At 61.3% G+C, this 16,253-nt stretch carries 20 protein-coding genes, 2 tRNA genes and 2 pseudogenes; 14 read left to right on the forward strand and 10 right to left on the reverse strand.

Annotated features, from left to right (window positions below; translation table 11 throughout):
- Positions 1–6: 6 nt before the first annotated feature.
- A pseudogene (locus GKR99_12110) lies at positions 7–561 on the reverse strand (LysR family transcriptional regulator).
- Between the two features lie 154 nt (positions 562–715).
- Here GKR99_12110 and GKR99_12115 point away from each other — a divergent pair.
- From GKR99_12115 to GKR99_12125, 3 genes and pseudogenes are all read left to right on the forward strand, one after another.
- Positions 716–898, forward strand: a pseudogene (locus tag GKR99_12115) (relaxase).
- Positions 899–982: 84 nt separating this feature from the next.
- Complete coding sequence (locus tag GKR99_12120; GenBank protein ID NKB28250.1) at positions 983–1,357, forward strand: transposase; 375 nt, start codon at positions 983–985, stop codon at positions 1,355–1,357.
- On the forward strand, positions 1,354–2,196 hold the full coding sequence (locus GKR99_12125) for a helix-turn-helix domain-containing protein (GenBank protein NKB28251.1): 843 nt from the start codon (positions 1,354–1,356) through the stop codon (positions 2,194–2,196). The genes GKR99_12120 and GKR99_12125 overlap by 4 nt, the downstream gene beginning before the upstream one ends.
- A gap of 90 nt (positions 2,197–2,286) precedes the next feature.
- On the opposite strand, the gene GKR99_12130 is transcribed toward GKR99_12125, so the two are convergent.
- Positions 2,287–2,370: transfer RNA gene (locus tag GKR99_12130), tRNA-Tyr, on the reverse strand.
- A gap of 144 nt (positions 2,371–2,514) precedes the next feature.
- Between GKR99_12130 and rlmB the strand changes: the two genes are divergently transcribed.
- The 3 genes from rlmB to GKR99_12145 all read left to right on the forward strand — a co-directional run bounded on the left by rlmB (position 2,515) and on the right by GKR99_12145 (position 4,817).
- The gene (gene rlmB / locus GKR99_12135) at positions 2,515–3,297 is read left to right on the forward strand and encodes a 23S rRNA (guanosine(2251)-2'-O)-methyltransferase RlmB (protein NKB28252.1); all 783 of its coding nucleotides are present in this window, start codon (positions 2,515–2,517) and stop codon (positions 3,295–3,297) included.
- 402 nt (positions 3,298–3,699) lie between these two features.
- Complete coding sequence (locus GKR99_12140) at positions 3,700–4,158, forward strand: YHS domain-containing protein (protein ID NKB28253.1); 459 nt, start codon at positions 3,700–3,702, stop codon at positions 4,156–4,158.
- A 185-nt stretch (positions 4,159–4,343) separates the two neighbouring features.
- On the forward strand, positions 4,344–4,817 hold the full coding sequence (locus GKR99_12145; protein ID NKB28254.1) for a CoA-binding protein: 474 nt from the start codon (positions 4,344–4,346) through the stop codon (positions 4,815–4,817).
- 62 nt (positions 4,818–4,879) lie between these two features.
- Here the strand turns inward: GKR99_12145 and GKR99_12150 are convergent, their stop codons facing one another.
- The 5 genes from GKR99_12150 to GKR99_12170 all read right to left on the reverse strand — a co-directional run bounded on the left by GKR99_12150 (position 4,880) and on the right by GKR99_12170 (position 8,085).
- Positions 4,880–5,191 (reverse strand): phosphoribosyl-ATP diphosphatase, encoded by a 312-nt coding sequence (locus GKR99_12150; GenBank protein NKB28255.1) that lies wholly within the window; start codon positions 5,189–5,191, stop codon positions 4,880–4,882.
- Positions 5,188–5,949 (reverse strand): imidazole glycerol phosphate synthase subunit HisF, encoded by a 762-nt coding sequence (gene hisF, locus GKR99_12155; GenBank protein NKB28256.1) that lies wholly within the window; start codon positions 5,947–5,949, stop codon positions 5,188–5,190. Before hisF ends, GKR99_12150 begins: the two co-directional genes overlap by 4 nt.
- 48 nt (positions 5,950–5,997) lie before the next feature.
- Positions 5,998–6,528, reverse strand: a complete 531-nt coding sequence (locus tag GKR99_12160) for a hypothetical protein (GenBank protein ID NKB28257.1) — start codon at positions 6,526–6,528, stop codon at positions 5,998–6,000.
- A gap of 4 nt (positions 6,529–6,532) precedes the next feature.
- The gene (locus tag GKR99_12165) at positions 6,533–6,703 is read right to left on the reverse strand and encodes a hypothetical protein (GenBank protein ID NKB28258.1); all 171 of its coding nucleotides are present in this window, start codon (positions 6,701–6,703) and stop codon (positions 6,533–6,535) included.
- Between the two features lie 65 nt (positions 6,704–6,768).
- Positions 6,769–8,085: an adenylosuccinate lyase gene (locus GKR99_12170; protein NKB28259.1), complete on the reverse strand. Its 1,317-nt coding sequence runs from the start codon at positions 8,083–8,085 to the stop codon at positions 6,769–6,771.
- A 141-nt stretch (positions 8,086–8,226) separates the two neighbouring features.
- On the opposite strand from GKR99_12170, the gene GKR99_12175 reads away from it, so the two are divergent.
- From GKR99_12175 to GKR99_12185, 3 genes are all read left to right on the forward strand, one after another.
- Entirely contained in the window at positions 8,227–8,490 is a 264-nt protein-coding gene (locus GKR99_12175) for a hypothetical protein (GenBank protein ID NKB28260.1), read from the forward strand.
- Positions 8,487–8,891, forward strand: coding sequence for a trigger factor (locus GKR99_12180; protein NKB28261.1), 405 nt, complete (start codon positions 8,487–8,489; stop codon positions 8,889–8,891). Before GKR99_12175 ends, GKR99_12180 begins: the two co-directional genes overlap by 4 nt.
- A 72-nt stretch (positions 8,892–8,963) precedes the next feature.
- Entirely contained in the window at positions 8,964–9,551 is a 588-nt protein-coding gene (locus GKR99_12185) for a biotin transporter BioY (protein NKB28262.1), read from the forward strand.
- Between the two features lie 289 nt (positions 9,552–9,840).
- Here GKR99_12185 and GKR99_12190 read toward each other — a convergent pair whose 3' ends face one another.
- Positions 9,841–11,049, reverse strand: coding sequence for an osmotically inducible protein C (locus GKR99_12190; GenBank protein NKB28263.1), 1,209 nt, complete (start codon positions 11,047–11,049; stop codon positions 9,841–9,843).
- Between the two features lie 241 nt (positions 11,050–11,290).
- On the opposite strand from GKR99_12190, the gene GKR99_12195 reads away from it, so the two are divergent.
- Positions 11,291–11,542: a hypothetical protein gene (locus GKR99_12195; GenBank protein NKB28264.1), complete on the forward strand. Its 252-nt coding sequence runs from the start codon at positions 11,291–11,293 to the stop codon at positions 11,540–11,542.
- Complete coding sequence (locus GKR99_12200) at positions 11,539–12,081, forward strand: hypothetical protein (protein ID NKB28265.1); 543 nt, start codon at positions 11,539–11,541, stop codon at positions 12,079–12,081. The genes GKR99_12195 and GKR99_12200 overlap by 4 nt, the downstream gene beginning before the upstream one ends.
- A 136-nt stretch (positions 12,082–12,217) precedes the next feature.
- Here GKR99_12200 and GKR99_12205 read toward each other — a convergent pair.
- A tRNA-Ile gene (locus GKR99_12205) sits at positions 12,218–12,294 on the reverse strand.
- Positions 12,295–12,762: 468 nt separating this feature from the next.
- Positions 12,763–13,215 carry an aldehyde-activating protein gene (locus GKR99_12210; GenBank protein ID NKB28266.1) on the reverse strand — a complete coding sequence of 151 codons (453 nt, stop codon included), beginning with the start codon at positions 13,213–13,215 and terminating at the stop codon, positions 12,763–12,765.
- Between the two features lie 150 nt (positions 13,216–13,365).
- On the opposite strand from GKR99_12210, the gene GKR99_12215 reads away from it, so the two are divergent.
- From GKR99_12215 to rnd, 3 genes are all read left to right on the forward strand, one after another.
- Entirely contained in the window at positions 13,366–14,406 is a 1,041-nt protein-coding gene (locus tag GKR99_12215) for a phosphoribosylformylglycinamidine cyclo-ligase (protein ID NKB28267.1), read from the forward strand.
- A 14-nt stretch (positions 14,407–14,420) separates the two neighbouring features.
- The gene (locus GKR99_12220; GenBank protein ID NKB28268.1) at positions 14,421–14,990 is read left to right on the forward strand and encodes a phosphoribosylglycinamide formyltransferase; all 570 of its coding nucleotides are present in this window, start codon (positions 14,421–14,423) and stop codon (positions 14,988–14,990) included.
- Between the two features lie 61 nt (positions 14,991–15,051).
- The gene (gene rnd / locus GKR99_12225) at positions 15,052–16,209 is read left to right on the forward strand and encodes a ribonuclease D (protein ID NKB28269.1); all 1,158 of its coding nucleotides are present in this window, start codon (positions 15,052–15,054) and stop codon (positions 16,207–16,209) included.
- The last annotated feature ends 44 nt before the right edge of the window (positions 16,210–16,253 follow it).

The following is a 16,253-nucleotide window of genomic DNA, read 5'->3' on the forward strand; positions in this document are numbered from 1 at the left end:
ACGCTTTAGCTTTTCAACGTAGCTAGGTGCTGCATAAAGGATCGCATCGGCCGTACCGATCTTTTTGGCAATCAAGTCGGGTTCCGTGGGGCGGAAATTGCGGATCGCGATGTCGGCCTCACGCCGCAAAAGATCACTGGCGCGGTTTGAGACCACGATTTCGACATGGATGCCGGGTTCTTCGACGCGCAGTTTCGTGACGATGGGCGGCAGCAAGACAGCGGCATAGATTTCACTAGCGGAAATGCTGATGCTACCTTCCAGCGCTTGGCTTTGGCCAGCCGCGGCAAGTGAAACCCGCCCTGCGGCTTCGCCCATGCCCCGCACATGCTCTAGCAATTCCATGCCGCTTGGGGTCAGGGTCAGACCCCGGCCAACGCGTTCAAATAGGACAACTCCTAGTTCCTGTTCCAAACCGTCAACCTGACGGCCAAGCGTCGGCTGCGCCATGCCCAAGGCGCGTGCAGCGGCAGAAAGCGAGCCTTCCTCAGCCGTCACCAAAAAGGCGCGGGCTTTGTTCCAGTCAAATTTCACGGCACGCCAATCCATGCAAAAATGCATATCAAAAATAGAAAATTGGTCAATTCGCATGGGCGGTACGTCGGTGTAAATCCAAGCGTCAAAGCGAAAGGACACACAATGACGGACATTTCGAAAGTTCATTGGGACTCCCATGCTGCCCGAGGGCGCTCGGCAAACTGCCGGGAGCATCGCCATGATCCTGAAAGCCAAAGAACGCGGTGATGCTGGTCAGCTTGCGCGATACTTGTTGGCAACGCGTGACAACGAGCATGTCGAACTTCATGAAGTCTCGGGCTTCATGAGTGACGAGTTGATTGAGGCCTTTCACGAGGCCGATGCCATCGCCAGAGGAACGCGCTGCAAGAACAATCTGTTTGTCTGACGTCAGCGCCTACCGGACAGATTTAGGTGTTTGATCAACGGAGGATTTCTGGTTCATCGAAGCCATTATGGAGCGAAGATGAAACAGAAATCCGGAACATCGAAAGACGCCGCTGACAAGTTGGTCAGGGGTATCAAGCGGAAGACCCGCAAACACTATTCAGCAGAAGAGAAGATCAGGGTCGTGCTGGCCGGCCTGCGCGGCGAGGAGAGCATTGCCGCATTGTGCCGCCGCGAGGGCATCGCTGAGAGCCTATACTATTCGTGGTCGAAGGAGTTCCTGGAAGCGGGAAAGAACCGCTTGGCGGGCGACACGGCACTCCAAGCGACGTCTCCCGAAGTCAAAGAGCTACGGTCGGAATCTGCCGCCCTGAAGGAGGTAGTCGCCGAACTGACGCTGGAGAACCGCCTGCTCAAAAAAAGCATGCTCGGGGATGGGGAGGCCGACGCATGAGGTATCCCGCATCCGAGAAGTTTGAAATCATCCGCACGGTGGAGGCATCCCATCTGCCTACGCGTCAAACCCTGAAGATGCTCGGCATTCCCAGCAGCACCTATTACGACTGGTACGCGCGTTGGAGCGATGGCGGCCTCGATGGCCTAGCCGATCGTTCTCCCAAACCTGCGTCGGTCTGGAACCGCATCCCGGACACGGTTCGCGACGATGTCGTCGACTTTGCCCTGGAGCACGAAGACCTGACACCGCGCGAGTTGGCGGTCAAATACACCGATGAGAAGCGCTACTTTGTGTCTGAGTCGTCTGTCTATCGCATCCTCAGCGCGGAGGATCTGATCACGGCACCAGCCCATGTGGTAATCCGGGCCGCGGATGAGTTCAGGGACAAGACAGTCCGACCGAACGAACTGTGGCAAAACACGTCACAGGAAAATATGCATGAAGGGCTTCACGTGCGGATCGTTGACGACGCAATATGGCAGTTGGTTCAAACGATGGGTCCAAGATCTGCGTGTAGGGAAAAGCGCCCTCCATTCGGCAATTTACTGAATGACAATGTTTGCGCGATGGGATGGTCAGCCGCATCCGCCCGCTTGCCTTGCTTGCGCCGGATATCTCGATGTCGATCCTTGAAGGTCGTCAGCCGCCACATCTTATACTCAGCTCCCTTCGCGATCTTCCCGATCTGCCGCTGGATCGGGTGCGGCAGCGCCAGGTTCTTGCTTCCCTCCGCACCCTGGCTCGCGTCGAGTAGTTCAAGACCTTGCAAGAAAATGCCCCGCCGAGATATTCCCACAAACGGCTTCGATATCGCTGAGATCAGTGACCATTCATAAGGTCTCTGGAGGGTGATCTTCTCGTAACCCACGGAAAAAATCGGCGCTATTTCACGAGTGTGTATGGCCGACGGTTCGAGAAAGAGAAAATGGTGGGCGACCCTGGAATCGAACCAGGCGTGCGTCTCCGCGAGGGAGTTACAGTCCCCTGCCACACCTTGCGGCCTGTCGCCCACTGCCATGTCGGGGCAAGCCCGTCGTGACGTCGCGCCGGGATAATCTTACACCTTTGACCCGTCAACCGGAAATTCATCGCTTCGCGGGGTTGATCGCGGCGGGCAGGCAGCGCAGTAGCTTGGCACAGCAGGGGGCAAGGCCATGAAGAAACCAACCTGGGTGATCGACAAGGAACGTGCGCGCCGCGCAGCGGCGTCTGTAACGTTCTGGCTGTTCGGCATTCACGCGGTTGCTGACGCGTTGATGAATCCGGCACGTGTGAAACAGCGGCTGGTGGTCACGCAGAATGCGCGTGACCGGCTGGGTGATGCGATCGCTGCCAGCGCCATGACGCCCGAAGTTGCCGATCCGCGTAAGTTTCCGGTGCCGCTGGACCCAGGCTCGGTCCATCAGGGGGCCGCTGTCGAGGTTCGGCCGCTGGCCTGGGGTGCGGTGGCTGATCACATCGCTGGCCCGGATGCGGGGCAGGGGCCGTTCGTGATGCTGGACAGGGTCAGTGACCCGCACAACGTTGGCGCGATCCTGCGCAGTGCCGAGGTTTTCGGTGCGCGGGCCGTGGTCGCCCCGGCGCGCCATTCCGCCCCCGAAACCGGGGCGCTGGCGAAAGCGGCCTCCGGCGCACTGGAACGCCAGCCGTACTTGCGGATCGGCAACCTCAGCAATGCAATGCGCGAGGTGCAGAATGCCGGGATCGCTTGTATCGGCCTGGCAGGTGAAGGCGACGTGACACTGGCCGAGGCATTGGACAAGCTGGGCAATCGACCTGTCGCATTGGTCCTTGGGGCCGAAGGTCCTGGGCTGCGGGAAAAGACCCGCGAAACCTGCGACGTGATCGCCCGGATCCCGTTCGCGGCCGAGTTCGGGTCGCTGAATGTCTCAAACGCCGCCGCCGTGGCGCTGTATGAGGTCGCGCGCCGGGGGTAGTGGCCTTGGGCGGACGTTGGCAATGCACCACAAGCAGGGCGCGCACCGGACCGGTGGGCTGGCGCTGCGCCGTTGAGTTTGCATGATTTTTGGCTCTGGTTTGGCCGTCAACTCGCTTGGACGCGCCACGTTCAAACCAGCGCCTTGCGGCGCGCACCGGGCGCGGGGACAAACTGCAAATGTCCGCTTCAGACCAATTCGCGACACGTCAGATAAGCATTAATCTGGTCGTCCCCTGAAACATTCGAACCAATTCCAATACCTCTGGCCCGCCATTCCTGACACAAATCACGCTATTCCCACACATCCGTTCACGGACGCGCCAGCCCCCTTTCGCGCCGATGCCCATTTGCGCATGTTCTGCCCGTAACACCCCGATCTTGACCCGTAGGAGGATCCCCAATGACAACCCGCCGCGCCGTACTGGCCCTGTTTGCAACCCTTCCCGCCGTCGCCCTGACCATGCAGGCCGCCCATGCGGCTGAACCGATGGTGTTTTCGGACGATGGCGCCGCAATCCGCGGCACTGACCCGGTCGCCTATTTCACCCAAGGTGAGGCTGTAGAGGGCAGCGCCGAATTCTCCAGCCAGCACGACGGCGCGACCTGGCATTTCGCCAGTGCAGAAAACAAAGCGATGTTTGATGCCGATCCGGCGAAATATGCACCGCAATACGGTGGCTACTGCGCCTATGCCGTCAGCCAGGGGTATACGGCGTCGACCGACCCGGATGCCTGGAGCATCGAGGGTGGCAAACTGTACCTGAACTTCTCGCAATCCGTGCGCCGCCGCTGGCTGCGGGATGTACCGGGGCATATTGCCTCGGGCGATGCCAACTGGCCATCCGTACTGGGCAGCTGATCGGGGCTGGACGCCGGTGCCCGCCCGTGGCACCGATCACATATGTTTGAGCGTCCCTTTAACCCGGCGGTTGCCCGCCTAGATATGAATGGTGAGGCCGTAGACCGGAACTCTGCAGCCTCCCTTCACTGTCCCTCGTTCCGACACTGGCGCCCGGAGTCCGCTCCGGGCGCTTTTTTCGTTTGATGTCAGAGTATTCCGATATTTCGCTGCGCAGCATTCTGGCGCGGGTAAGCTCCATCGCCATGGTCGGCGTGTCGCCCAATCCGGTGCGGCCCAGCCATTATGTGGCACGGTATATGTCGCTGCGTGGCTATCGCGTTTACCCGGTCAATCCGGGGCATGCGGGTAAAATGCTGTTCGGGCGCACCGTATTGGAAAGGCTGAGCGACGTGCCGGAACCGGTTGATATGGTGGATATATTCCGAAAGTCAGACGCCGTACCTGCCATCGTAGATGATGCGCTGAAGCTGTTCCCGGATCTGGACGTCATCTGGATGCAGATCGGCGTGGAACACGCCGAAGCGGCGGCGAAAGCCGAGGCGCGCGGCGTCACCGTGATTCAGAACCGCTGCCCCAAACTCGAACACCAGCGCCTGTTCGGAGAGCTGCGCAAAGGCGGGTTTGCGACCGGGGTGATCTCCTCCAGGCTTCGGTGAGCGTGGGCAGTGCCGGAGCCTCCGGCGGGGATATTTGGAACAAGAAGATTTGGTTTTGTCAGTTACTTACGAGAATTTTTTTCTGTGATGCCTGAAGTATTCTGACGACGGTCGAGTTCTGCCAGTACATCGGACAACGGCACATCCCGCGCAGCCAGCATGACCAGCAGGTGATAGAGGACGTCGGCAGCTTCGGCCATCAGCGCGGCGCGGTCGCCTTTGACGGCTTCGATGATCGCCTCAACGGCTTCCTCACCGAATTTTTCGGCGCATTTTTCCGGGCCTTTGGCCAGCAAGGCGGCGGTCCAGCTGGATTCCGGGTCGGCGGATTTGCGGGCCTCGATTGTGGCGGCGAGGGTTTCCAGAATACTCATGCCATCCTCATCGCGATTCCGGCGGCGGCCATATGGGCCTTGGCCTGCCCAATGGTGAATTCGCCGAAGTGAAAAATCGAGGCCGCCAGAACCGCGCTCGCCCCGCCTTGGGTCACGCCTTCGACCAGATGATCCAGCGTTCCGACCCCGCCCGAGGCGATGACCGGCACGCCGACCGCGTCGGAAATCGCGCGGGTTAGGGGCAGGTTGAAACCGCTGCGGGTGCCGTCACGGTCCATGCTGGTCAGCAGGATTTCCCCGGCCCCTTTGGCGGTGACGGTGCGGGCAAAATCAACCGCGTCGATGCCGGTTTCGCGGCGGCCGCCATGAGTGAAGATCTCCCATTTGCCGGGGGCCACGGTTTTGGCGTCGATGGCCACGACGATGCATTGGCTGCCGAAGCGTTCGGCGGACCTTGCGATCACATCGGGATCGGCGACGGCGGCGGAATTGAAGCTGACCTTGTCAGCCCCGGCCAGCAGCAGCGCGCGCACATCATCGGGCGTGCGCACACCGCCACCCACGGTCAGTGGCATGAAGCAATGTTCCGCCGTCCGGCGCGCCAGATCGAACAAAGTGCCGCGATTTTCGTGGGTTGCATTGATGTCGAGGAAGCACAGCTCGTCCGCGCCGGCGGCGTCATAGGCGATCGCCGCCTCAACCGGATCGCCCGCGTCGATCAGATCGACGAAGTTCACGCCTTTCACGACACGGCCATCGGCCACGTCCAGACACGGGATGATGCGGGTCTTCAGCATGCCAGCGCTGTAGCGCGCCGGGCGCGCGGAAGGCAAGCCTCAGAAACCTCAGTAGTCCGAGGTTTCGCCGGTTCGGATCGCCCGGTCCAGCGTTTTCCAGACCCAGCTGTCCTGATCGGTGATGGCCGCACGGTCCGCGCGCGCAAGATCCAGATTGCCAGCCTCGACATGGGCCTGTCCGCGATAGCTGCGCGCCAGGATGTTGCCGGGGTTCATGTCCAGCGCTTTTGCGTAGAAGGTCATGCCCTGTTCTACATCGCCGGATTTGCGATGAATGAATCCCAGATAGGTGAAGGCGCGGTCGTCCTGGGGCATCGCCGCGACAACGCGCAACGCCTCGTCATAGCGCCCGGCGTAGGCGAGTTCGCGCACGGCACTATAAAGCGTGTCTGGCGACAGGCGGGAATCTTCGGTGTCACCTTCGGGATCGACGCAAACTTCAGCCTCTTCATCCCAGACCTGGCCGTCAGTGCAATCTGTGGTGGTTGGCGTCGGGGTGGGCGGTTCGCTGCTGTCACTGCCCACAGCAAACACCGCACCGGGCATTGCCAGTGCGGCGGCAATCACGAAAAGGCGCATCAGATCAGCCGGTTACGACAGGAACGCAGGCTTCCAGAGCGCTGTCCCACTGTGTGCCATCCATGCAATTCGATGCGGTTTCGGTCTTGTGACCATAACCGCTGCACCCCATGGCTGCGGCCATGGATGGGGCCATGATGATCGAGATGACTGCCAGAATACTCGCGCGCTTCATTGGGCTTCGCCCTCCTGCTTGCCAAGAACACGAGAACCCTAGCATGGAATCAGCGACCGCCGTTGTCACGCATACGTGAGGTCGCCGAAGACCCGCGCGAAGATCGTTTCGACATGTTTGGTGTGATACCCAAGATCGAAGTGTTCCGCGATGCCATCTTTTCCAAGTACAGCAACAACTTCCTGGTCGCATTGCAATTCTTCCATGAAGTCTGCGCCCTGTTCCCAGACCTTCATCGCGTTGCGCTGAACCAGCTTATAGCTGTCTTCGCGGCTGACACCGGCCTGGGTCAGTGCCAGCAATACACGTTGTGAATGAACAAGGCCCCGGAACTGGTTGAGATTGCGCATCATATTTTCTGGATAGATCACCAACTTATCGATCAGCCCGGTCAAACGCCCCAGTGCAAAATCCAGCGTGATCGTTGCGTCGGGGCCGATGTTCCTTTCCACGGACGAATGCGAAATATCGCGTTCGTGCCACAGCGCCACGTTTTCCATCGCGGGCACCACGACCATGCGGACCAAACGGGCCAGGCCGGTCAGATTCTCGCTCAGCACCGGGTTGCGTTTGTGGGGCATCGCGGAGGATCCCTTTTGCCCTTTGGAGAAAAACTCCTCCGCTTCAAGCACTTCGGTACGTTGCAGGTGGCGGACCTCGGTTGCAATATTCTCGATGGAACTGGCGATGACGCCAAGGGTGGCGAAGAAGGCGGCGTGGCGGTCGCGCGGGATGACCTGAGTGGAGATCGGCTCGGGCGTCAGGCCCAGTTTTTCGCAGACATGCGCCTCGACCGCCGGGGCGATATTGGCGAAGGTGCCGACCGCGCCGGACACCGCTCCGGTGGCGATTTCTTCCCGGGCCGTCCGCAGGCGGGTGCGTCCGCGATCCATCTCGGCATAGAACCGCGCGAATTTCAGACCCATGGTGACGGGTTCGGCGTGGATGCCGTGGCTGCGCCCGATGCAGACGTCCATTTTGTGTTCCAGCGCGCGGCGCTTTAAAGCGTCCAGCAGCGTATCCATATCGGCCAGCAGCAGGTCGGCGGCGCGCACCAGTTGGACGTTGAAGCAGGTGTCCAGAACGTCCGAACTGGTCATGCCCTGGTGGACAAAACGCGCCTCATCCGCACCGACGTGTTCGGCCAGGTGGGTCAGGAATGCGATGACGTCATGTTTGGTGACGGCCTCAATCTCGTCAATCCGGGCCACGTCGAAGTCCACGTCCTTGGCCTTCCATACCGCTGCGGCATTTTCGCGCGGAATCACCCCAAGGTCGGCCTGGGCGTCGCAGGCGTGGGCCTCGATCTCGTACCAGATGCGGAATTTGGTTTCGGGGGACCAGATCGCCACCATGTCGGGGCGGGAATAACGCGGGATCATGTCGCGGCCTTTTGAATTGAGGGCTGTTTGGCGCGGTCATAGACTGGGGCGCGACAGTCTACAAGTTGGGGCAGGGCGATGCGGGCAGCAATACTCGTGATACTGATGGCAGCACCGGCAGTGGCGCAGGAGTGGGCGCCGATGACCGGTGATCAGATTCAGGCAGCGTTGGAGGATCGCAAACTGTATTACGACGGCGCCGAACAGGAATTTCATGCCTCGGGCCAGACAACCTATGTCGCGGGTCGTCCCAGCCTGGGCAGTTGGGCGGTGCGGGCAGATCAGTATTGCAGCCAATGGCCCCCGAACGACCAGTGGGAATGTTATGACATGGAAAGCGCGACCGGCGCGGTGCGGTTTCTGGACGCCTATGGCAATATCACCGAAGGGCGCTACGACAAGTGAGGCATCTGGCAGATTTTGCCGGCGACTGGCTGTTAGAGCGTCGGATCGAGGATCATCGCGCAGGCGAAACCGGCGCCTTCACCGGAACAGCGACGCTTAATGAAACGCCGGACTGCTGGATCTGGGCCGAGCATGGGCAGCTTTCCATGGCCGGACGCGCGCCGGTATCGGCCGTGCGGCGGTATCGCTGGGCCGAACCGGAACCCGGCCGGATTGAGGTCAGTTTTGCGGACGGCAGGCCGTTTCACCGCATTCTGGACACGGCCCGCCATGATTGCGCGCCCGATACCTATGATGTGACGTATGAGTTTGCCGACTGGCCGGTCTGGCAGGCCATCTGGCGGGTCCGCGGTCCGCGCAAGGACTATTTGATGTCCACCCGGCATCGCCGCCCGGGCTGAGGCTGGCACTTGCGCCCCCTCGCGCGCTGCGGCACAACCGTGCAAAATTACTGACAGTGAAAGGCAAAGGGCATGAACGACAGAGTTTTGGCCGAGGCGATCGGCCCGGCAAGCGGCACACAGTTGCGGATCAAACAGGTGGTTCTGGTGGTGCTTGGCATCGCTGCGCTGGCGATTGCCGCAAAAATCCGGGTGCCGATGTGGCCGGTGCCAATCACCATGGGCACCTTCGCGGTGCTGACGGTTGGCGCGACCTATGGCGCGCGCCTGGGGCTTGTGACGATCCTTGGGTACATGCTGATCGGCGCGCTTGGCTTTGATGTCTTCGCCGGTTCCTCGGCCGAGAAATTTGGTCTGTCCTATATGATGGGCGGCACCGGGGGCTATCTGGTCGGATATGTGCTGGCGGTTGCCGCGCTTGGTGCGCTGGCGCGGGCCGGATGGGATCGCTCGGTCGGCAAGATGGCTGCCGCACTGCTGATCGGCAATGTGCTGATCTATGTCCCGGGCATCCTGTGGCTGGGCCAGTTGTTTGGCTGGGATCAGCCGATCCTGGCCTGGGGTCTGTGGCCGTTCCTGATCGGCGACGCGGTGAAACTGGTGCTGGCAGCATTGCTGGTGCCCGCGCTGTGGAAACTGGTCGGCGACGCCCGTACCTGACCTGCCTGCAACGGATTGAACTTAGCGAGGCGCGCCACTGGCGCGCCTCGTTTCGTTTTGGGCAAGCTATGTTGCAGTTTGCCCCTGCGCCCGGTACGCGCCGTAAGGCGCAGGGCGCGCGCCGGACCGGTCCCGCCGGTCAGGCGCTGGTCTGATCTTGGCGCTTCCAAGCGCGTTGACGGCCAAACCTGAGCCATAAATCATGCAAACTCTACGGTGCAGCGCCGTATCGCCATTGTCCACGCCAAGCCACCAACGACGCACAACTCAAAAATTCTTACCGCACGCCCTAAGCCAACGACGTCTTCACATGGCTTGCTCTTTCCAATGTCCGGTGCACCGGGCATTTGTCGGCAATTTCCAGCAGCTTGTTGCGCTGTTCGCCCGTCAGATCGCCGCTCAGCGTGATTTTGCGTGTGAACGTGTCGACCTTGGTATCGCCCGTCTCGGCGTCCTGCGCGTGGACCTTGTCATGGGTCACATCAACGCTGATGTGGTCCAGCGGCCAGTTCTTGCGCCGGGCATACATCCGAATCGTCATCGAGGTGCAGGCCCCAAGACCGGCGGCAAGAAACCCATAGGGTGTCAGGCCGCGATTGGTGCCGCCATATGCTTCGGGCTCGTCGGCCAGAACGTGGTGCGCCGGACCGGCGTTCACGTCTTGCAGGAACCCCGCCGGGTCGGACTCGGCGACGCGGACCACGCCTTCGGGCGCGCCGGGCGGCGGCGCGGGCGGTGTCAGATTCAGATACCGCCCGACCCAGGCGGCAATCACCTCGGCGGCGTATTCGGCGTCTTCGGGTCGGGTGATCAGATGATCGGCTTCGTCCAGCGTTACAAAGCTTTTGGGATGTTTGGCGGCCATGAAAATATCGCTGGCATTCTCGATCCCGACGATGCGGTCCTTGGGCGCATGCAAAACCAGAAGCGCACGGTGCAGGGCCGCGATATCGGGTCCGAGGGATTCGGCGCTGACATCCTCAACAAAGTCGCGGCCAATGGTCACCGGTCGCCCGCCCAGGTTGACCTCGGCCTTGCCATCGCGACGGATTTGATCAAGTGCGTGGCCAAAGTTGTGGGTGACATGGGCCGGTTCGAACGGTGCGCCGATGGTGGCGACGGCCTTGACGCTGTCGATCTGTCCGGCAGCTTTCAGCACCGCCGCACCGCCCAGCGAATGACCGATCAGCAGGTCGGGCGCGTGGCCCATGGATTTCAGATGCTGCGCAGCGGAGGTCAGATCGCCAACATTGCCGGTGAATGTGGTGTTGCCGAATTCGCCGCCCGAATGGCCTAGACCGGTGAAATCAAACCGCAACACCGCAATGCCCATGCCGGCCAGGCGCGCCGAAATGCGGCGTGCGGCGGGGATGTTCTTGGAACAGGTGAAGCAATGCGCAAACAGCGCTGTTGCCAGATGCGGCCCCTCTGGCAGGTCGAACCGCGCGGCCAGTTCGTCGCCACCATGGCCGGTAAATGTAATGCGTTCGGTTGGCATGCTGTCCCCTTGATGTCTTGCCCCGCGGCGAAAGTGATCCCACCAGCGCCCCCGGACAAGGGCGGAACCGGGCAGGTCACGGCAAGGTGACGCCCTGCGAGGTGGTCTGTGCACCCGTACCGCCACCCCGCGACCCGGAGGCGCGCGATGGCGCAACACTCGGTTTACCAATACCGCAGATCACCCGCCGCCGTTGACCGGGCCCCCTTACGCCGTGGGTACGGGCTGAAACGGGGGTGAGATGTCCGAACAACTGACCGATTCTGAGATTGCGCCCTTCCGGGAATTGCTGGTGCATCGCGATGGGCTGAATGTAATTGCCGAATTGCGCCCCCATATCGACCAGCTGAAGGCCGAGGCGGAATACCGCGCCGCGCGCCGTCTGGTGCTGCAAACCTGGCGCCGGGCAGTGATCTTTCTGGGCGGCTTTATCGCAGCCCTGATCGTGCTGAAGGATTATCTGCGTGAAATCACACGGTGGATCGCCTCATGAAAATACGCGATTTGCTGAAAGTGTCGCGCCGGACCGAGCTTTGGGTGCTGGCGTTTGCGATACTCGTGCTGGTGCCCGAATTCTGGACCCGCTGGTACGAAGCACGGTTTTTCCCGGTCATCACGCGGCTGGAGGTGACCGGCATCCTTGCCGAACCTGAGGGCAGCGTGATCATCGGGCGGGCGCGCCGCCTGCGCAATTGCAACTGGGTCGAAACCCGCTGGTGGCTGGGGCGGCGCGGTGAACAGCGGGTGCCTGTGGTTGTGGAGTTCCGCGATCCGCCGCAGATAAGATCCGAAGGCGAAACCGGCTGGGTCGGGATGGTTGTCCAGGGCATGCTGCCCGATCAGGTTTTGCGCAACTCACACTCTGACGTGGTCTACCGCTGCTATGGCGGGCCCTGGTCGGGGTTGGAAACGATCGTGCCGTTCTACGACGGCGTCGGCCAGGACATCGGCCTGCTAGAGGCGGATCGCCAACAACAGCTTCTTGATGCGGTCGAAGGATTGCGCAACCGCGTGGATGAGGTCGCCCCCTGACCACACGAATCCCACAGATTTGGATTTCGAGGGTCCCGACCTGACATCTGACCGGAACCAACCTTGGCGGTCCTCGCCGAGGATTTCGCCAAAGATCCCAGCAAAACAATGAAATACAAGTCGGAATGCCGGGGGGTGGTAGGCCCGGAGGGACTCGAACCCCCAACCAAAGCGTTATGAGCGCTCTGCTCTAACCAATTGAGCTACAGGCCCGCCTGACAGATGGGCTACCAGACGCGGGGGCGTGGTCAAGTGCTGTGGTGCGTGGCGAAGACAAAAACGCCCGGCAGAGCTGGGCTGCCGGGCGCGTGTTTGTGCAAATCCGCCCCCCGAAAGGGCCGCAGGTTTGCTTAGCTTTCCGCTTCCATCATGGAGTCGTCCATCATCATGGAATCATCCATCATATCGTCGCCATGGGGTTCACAGGCAGCAAGGCCAAGAACCATGGCGGCGGCGGCGATCAGTTTCAGTGTCATGTCACATCTCCCTCGTTGACAAGGGCGATGGTCGATTTTTCTCAATATTTGTCAATGCTTAGCGCCTGACGTGTGCGTGAAGGGTCTGACGAAACCGTGATGGCGGCGTGATCGAAGCGTCAGGGGCGCAGGTTCACGGAGCGGGGATTCAGCCGCTTGACGGTCAACTCCGCGCACCGCAGTCAAGCAATCAATGATCCTGATCTCATCGCGCGGCATAGGCGTTCATGAGGGTCTGAAGCGCTTCATAAGACTCCGGGTATCTTGCATAGCTGTGCACGGCGGGCACATTGGCCCATGGGATCTTCTCATCGGTCATCACCTCGACGAAGGGGTCAAACGATGCCGCATCGTCCAGTACCGATGTCCGCAGGTTGATCCGCTGCGGGGCGCCCTCAATCTGCGAATAGACAAAATTCAGGCAGGATTTGCAGAAATAGTGCGCCCGTCCGCCTGTCCCAAGGCCGCCTTTGATCACCGCTCCGGTGCAAGAAAACGCATCACGCGGAAACATCGTGGTCAGTGAAAACGCGCTCGCCGTCAATTTCTGACAGCCGCGACAGTGGCACGCCAAAGTCAAAAGCGGCGCCGCTGTCAATGTGACCTGCACGGCCCCGCAGAGGCAGGCACCAGTAATGGGTGGGTCAGGATGCTCCATCATGGATCTTTCGTTCTTTTGAGGTTTCTGGGACGGATAACAGGGGCGTTTTGCAACGGGCCAATGGGCAGGGTCATCCGCATCGCCTGATCAGTTGCACCGCCGCGGCGAACCCGGTAACCCCGCGCACAGACCAGCGGGGGACGACAGATGACAAAACCGGGGCTGAGTTACGCCAACGCAGGTGTCAGTATTGACGCCGGAAACGAACTTGTCGAGCGGATCAAGCCCGCCGCCAAGCGCACGACGCGTCCCGGTGTCATGGCGGGCCTTGGCGGGTTCGGGGCGCTGTTCGATCTGAAGGCCGCAGGCTACGATGATCCGGTTCTGGTGGCCGCCACGGACGGCGTTGGCACCAAACTGCGGATCGCGATTGACACCGGAGAGGTCGGTAACGTCGGCATTGATCTGGTCGCCATGTGCGTCAACGATCTGGTCTGCCAAGGGGCCGAGCCGCTGTTTTTCCTCGATTATTTCGCCACCGGCGCGTTGGATGTCGACGCTGCCGCGCAGGTGATCGAAGGGATTGCCACGGGCTGTGAGCGCGCCGGATGCGCCCTGATCGGCGGTGAAACGGCCGAGATGCCAGGCATGTATGAGGGCGCGGATTTCGACCTCGCCGGGTTTGCCGTGGGGGCGATGGAACGCGGCACAGACCTGCCCGCAGGGGTGGCCGTTGGCGATATGATCCTTGGGCTCGCCTCGGACGGGGTGCATTCCAACGGGTTTTCGCTGGTGCGCAAGGTCGTCGAACACGCCGGGCTGGCATGGGGCGATCCAGCGCCCTTTGCGCAATCCAGCGTGGCGCAGGCGCTGCTGACGCCGACGCGCCTTTACGTGCGCCAGACGCTGGCGGCGATCCGGGGCGGCGGTGTCCACGCGCTGGCCCATATCACCGGCGGCGGATTGTCCGAAAACCTGCCGCGTGTGCTGCCCGACGGACTTGGCGCACGGATCGACCTGGAGGCATGGAGCCTGCCGCCGGTTTTCCGATGGATGGCTGAAGTCGGCGGCCTCGACCAGGCCGAAATGTTGCGCACCTTCAATTCGGGTATCGGGATGGTCCTGGTCGTTGCAAAAGATCGCGCGCGCGATGTAATCGCGCTGCTTCAGCGCGAAGGCGACACCGTCGCTGCCCTTGGCGAGGTTATCGAAGGCGACGGCGTGGAGTTTTTCGGGAACCTGTTGTGACCAAGCGCGTCGCGATGCTGATTTCGGGTAGCGGTTCCAACATGGTGGCGCTGGCCGACAGCATGACCGGCGATCATCCGGGGCGGCCTGTGCTGGTGCTGTCGAATGTGCCGGGGGCAGGGGGGCTGACTAAGGCACAGGCGCGCGGGATCGACACAGCAACCGTACCGCACGGCAAATTTCCTGACCGCGCCGCCTTCGAATCCGCCCTGACCGCGCGCCTTGATAGTGCCGCGCCCGATGTCATCTGCCTGGCCGGGTTCATGCGCATCCTGACGCCGGACTTCACCGACCGCTGGGCCGGGCGCGTGCTGAACATCCACCCCTCGCTGCTGCCCAAATACCCCGGCCTGAACACCCACGCCCGCGCGATCGCGGCAGGCGACACCGAAGCGGGCGCCAGCGTGCATCTGGTGACCGGGGACCTCGACGCAGGCCCCATTCTGGGACAGGCGCGCGTGCCCGTGCATTGCGGTGACACGCCCGAGTCCCTTGCCGACCGGGTGCTTGGCATCGAACATCAGCTTTACCCCGCAGTGCTGCGCCGGTTCCTTTGCGGACAAACCGATCGGCTGGACCTCTGACGCCTTCCAATTGCCGCGATTTGCGCCTATCACGCCGCGAAACAAAATTTCCGGACCCTGTATGATCACAATTACCACCACCCAGGCGCTGGCCGAATTCTGTACCCGCGCCGCCCGGCATGACTATGTCACCGTCGATACCGAATTCCTGCGAGAGCGGACATATTACGCCAAGCTGTGCCTGATCCAGCTGGCGTTCCGGGGCGATGGAACGGATGACGCTGTTCTGGTCGACCCGCTGGTCGACGGGCTGTCGCTGGACCCGCTTTATGATCTGTTCCGCGACCCGTCGGTTGTCAAAGTGTTCCACGCCGCCCGCCAGGATCTGGAGATCTTCGCGGTTGAGGCTGACGTCATTCCGACGCCGCTGTTTGACACCCAGGTTGCCGCCATGGTTGCAGGCTTCGGGGATCAGGCCGGGTATGAAACGCTGGTGCGCAAGATTGCCAAAGCCTCGGTCGATAAATCATCGCGTTTTACCGACTGGTCGCGCCGCCCGCTGAGCGAGGCCCAGCAAACCTATGCCATCGGCGACGTGACGCATCTGCGCGACATTTACGAATTTCTGTCCGTCGAACTTGACCGCACCGACCGCCGTGACTGGGTCGAAGAAGAACTGCGCGTGCTGACCGATTTCGCCACCTACCGGATTGAACCTGAAGATGCCTGGAAACGGGTTAAAACGCGTACAAATTCTGGCAAATTCCTCGCCATCGTGCGCGAATTGGCGCAATTCCGCGAAGAGTATGCCCAGAAGAAAAACGTGCCTCGCAACCGGGTCTATAAAGATGATGCGATGCTTGAACTGGCATCCACAAAGCCCTCGAATGAAAAAGAATTGGGAAGATCGCGCCTGTTGCTGCGCGACGCGCGGCGCGGTGACATCGCCGAAGGCATCCTTGCCGCAGTCAAGGCCGGGCTAGAGGTTCCGCGCGAACAATGGCCCGAACCCGACCGCAGCCGCGAAAACCTGCAGGTGAATCCGGCACTGGCCGATTTGCTTCGCGTCTTGCTGAAGGCAAAATCCGAACAGGCGGGCGTGGCGCAAAAGCTGCTGGCAAATGTTGCCGAACTGGACGCAATTGCCGCCGGAGAGCGTGAACTTCCGTCGTTAAAGGGTTGGCGTGGCAAGGTTTTCGGGAAAGATGCTTTACGGTTGTGCAACGGGGAAATCGCGTTGACGGCAAAAGGCAGCGCCGTCAAAATTGTCGAGTTGTAAGCGCCCACTGGACCAAACCCGGCGCGCCCCATATCACTTGGTCG

This window comes from Paracoccaceae bacterium, from assembly GCA_012103375.1.
Lineage (GTDB): Bacteria > Pseudomonadota > Alphaproteobacteria > Rhodobacterales > Rhodobacteraceae > WLWX01.

What these genes read in the sequence shown, in the direction of transcription:
- GKR99_12145 (NKB28254.1), top strand. Translation starts at nt 4,344, where the DNA reads ATGTCAGAGTATTCCGATATTTCGCTGCGCAGCATTCTGGCGCGGGTA.
- GKR99_12220 (NKB28268.1), top strand. Translation starts at nt 14,421, where the DNA reads ATGCTGATTTCGGGTAGCGGTTCCAACATGGTGGCGCTGGCCGACAGC.
- hisF (NKB28256.1), bottom strand. Translation starts at nt 5,949, where the DNA reads ATGCTGAAGACCCGCATCATCCCGTGTCTGGACGTGGCCGATGGCCGT.
- GKR99_12175 (NKB28260.1), top strand. Translation starts at nt 8,227, where the DNA reads ATGACCGGTGATCAGATTCAGGCAGCGTTGGAGGATCGCAAACTGTAT.
- GKR99_12170 (NKB28259.1), bottom strand. Translation starts at nt 8,085, where the DNA reads ATGATCCCGCGTTATTCCCGCCCCGACATGGTGGCGATCTGGTCCCCC.
- GKR99_12160 (NKB28257.1), bottom strand. Translation starts at nt 6,528, where the DNA reads ATGCGCCTTTTCGTGATTGCCGCCGCACTGGCAATGCCCGGTGCGGTG.
- GKR99_12125 (NKB28251.1), top strand. Translation starts at nt 1,354, where the DNA reads ATGAGGTATCCCGCATCCGAGAAGTTTGAAATCATCCGCACGGTGGAG.
- GKR99_12190 (NKB28263.1), bottom strand. Translation starts at nt 11,049, where the DNA reads ATGCCAACCGAACGCATTACATTTACCGGCCATGGTGGCGACGAACTG.
- GKR99_12210 (NKB28266.1), bottom strand. Translation starts at nt 13,215, where the DNA reads ATGGAGCATCCTGACCCACCCATTACTGGTGCCTGCCTCTGCGGGGCC.
- GKR99_12195 (NKB28264.1), top strand. Translation starts at nt 11,291, where the DNA reads ATGTCCGAACAACTGACCGATTCTGAGATTGCGCCCTTCCGGGAATTG.
- GKR99_12140 (NKB28253.1), top strand. Translation starts at nt 3,700, where the DNA reads ATGACAACCCGCCGCGCCGTACTGGCCCTGTTTGCAACCCTTCCCGCC.
- GKR99_12150 (NKB28255.1), bottom strand. Translation starts at nt 5,191, where the DNA reads ATGAGTATTCTGGAAACCCTCGCCGCCACAATCGAGGCCCGCAAATCC.
- rlmB (NKB28252.1), top strand. Translation starts at nt 2,515, where the DNA reads ATGAAGAAACCAACCTGGGTGATCGACAAGGAACGTGCGCGCCGCGCA.
- GKR99_12215 (NKB28267.1), top strand. Translation starts at nt 13,366, where the DNA reads ATGACAAAACCGGGGCTGAGTTACGCCAACGCAGGTGTCAGTATTGAC.
- GKR99_12185 (NKB28262.1), top strand. Translation starts at nt 8,964, where the DNA reads ATGAACGACAGAGTTTTGGCCGAGGCGATCGGCCCGGCAAGCGGCACA.
- GKR99_12120 (NKB28250.1), top strand. Translation starts at nt 983, where the DNA reads ATGAAACAGAAATCCGGAACATCGAAAGACGCCGCTGACAAGTTGGTC.
- GKR99_12165 (NKB28258.1), bottom strand. Translation starts at nt 6,703, where the DNA reads ATGAAGCGCGCGAGTATTCTGGCAGTCATCTCGATCATCATGGCCCCA.
- GKR99_12200 (NKB28265.1), top strand. Translation starts at nt 11,539, where the DNA reads ATGAAAATACGCGATTTGCTGAAAGTGTCGCGCCGGACCGAGCTTTGG.
- rnd (NKB28269.1), top strand. Translation starts at nt 15,052, where the DNA reads ATGATCACAATTACCACCACCCAGGCGCTGGCCGAATTCTGTACCCGC.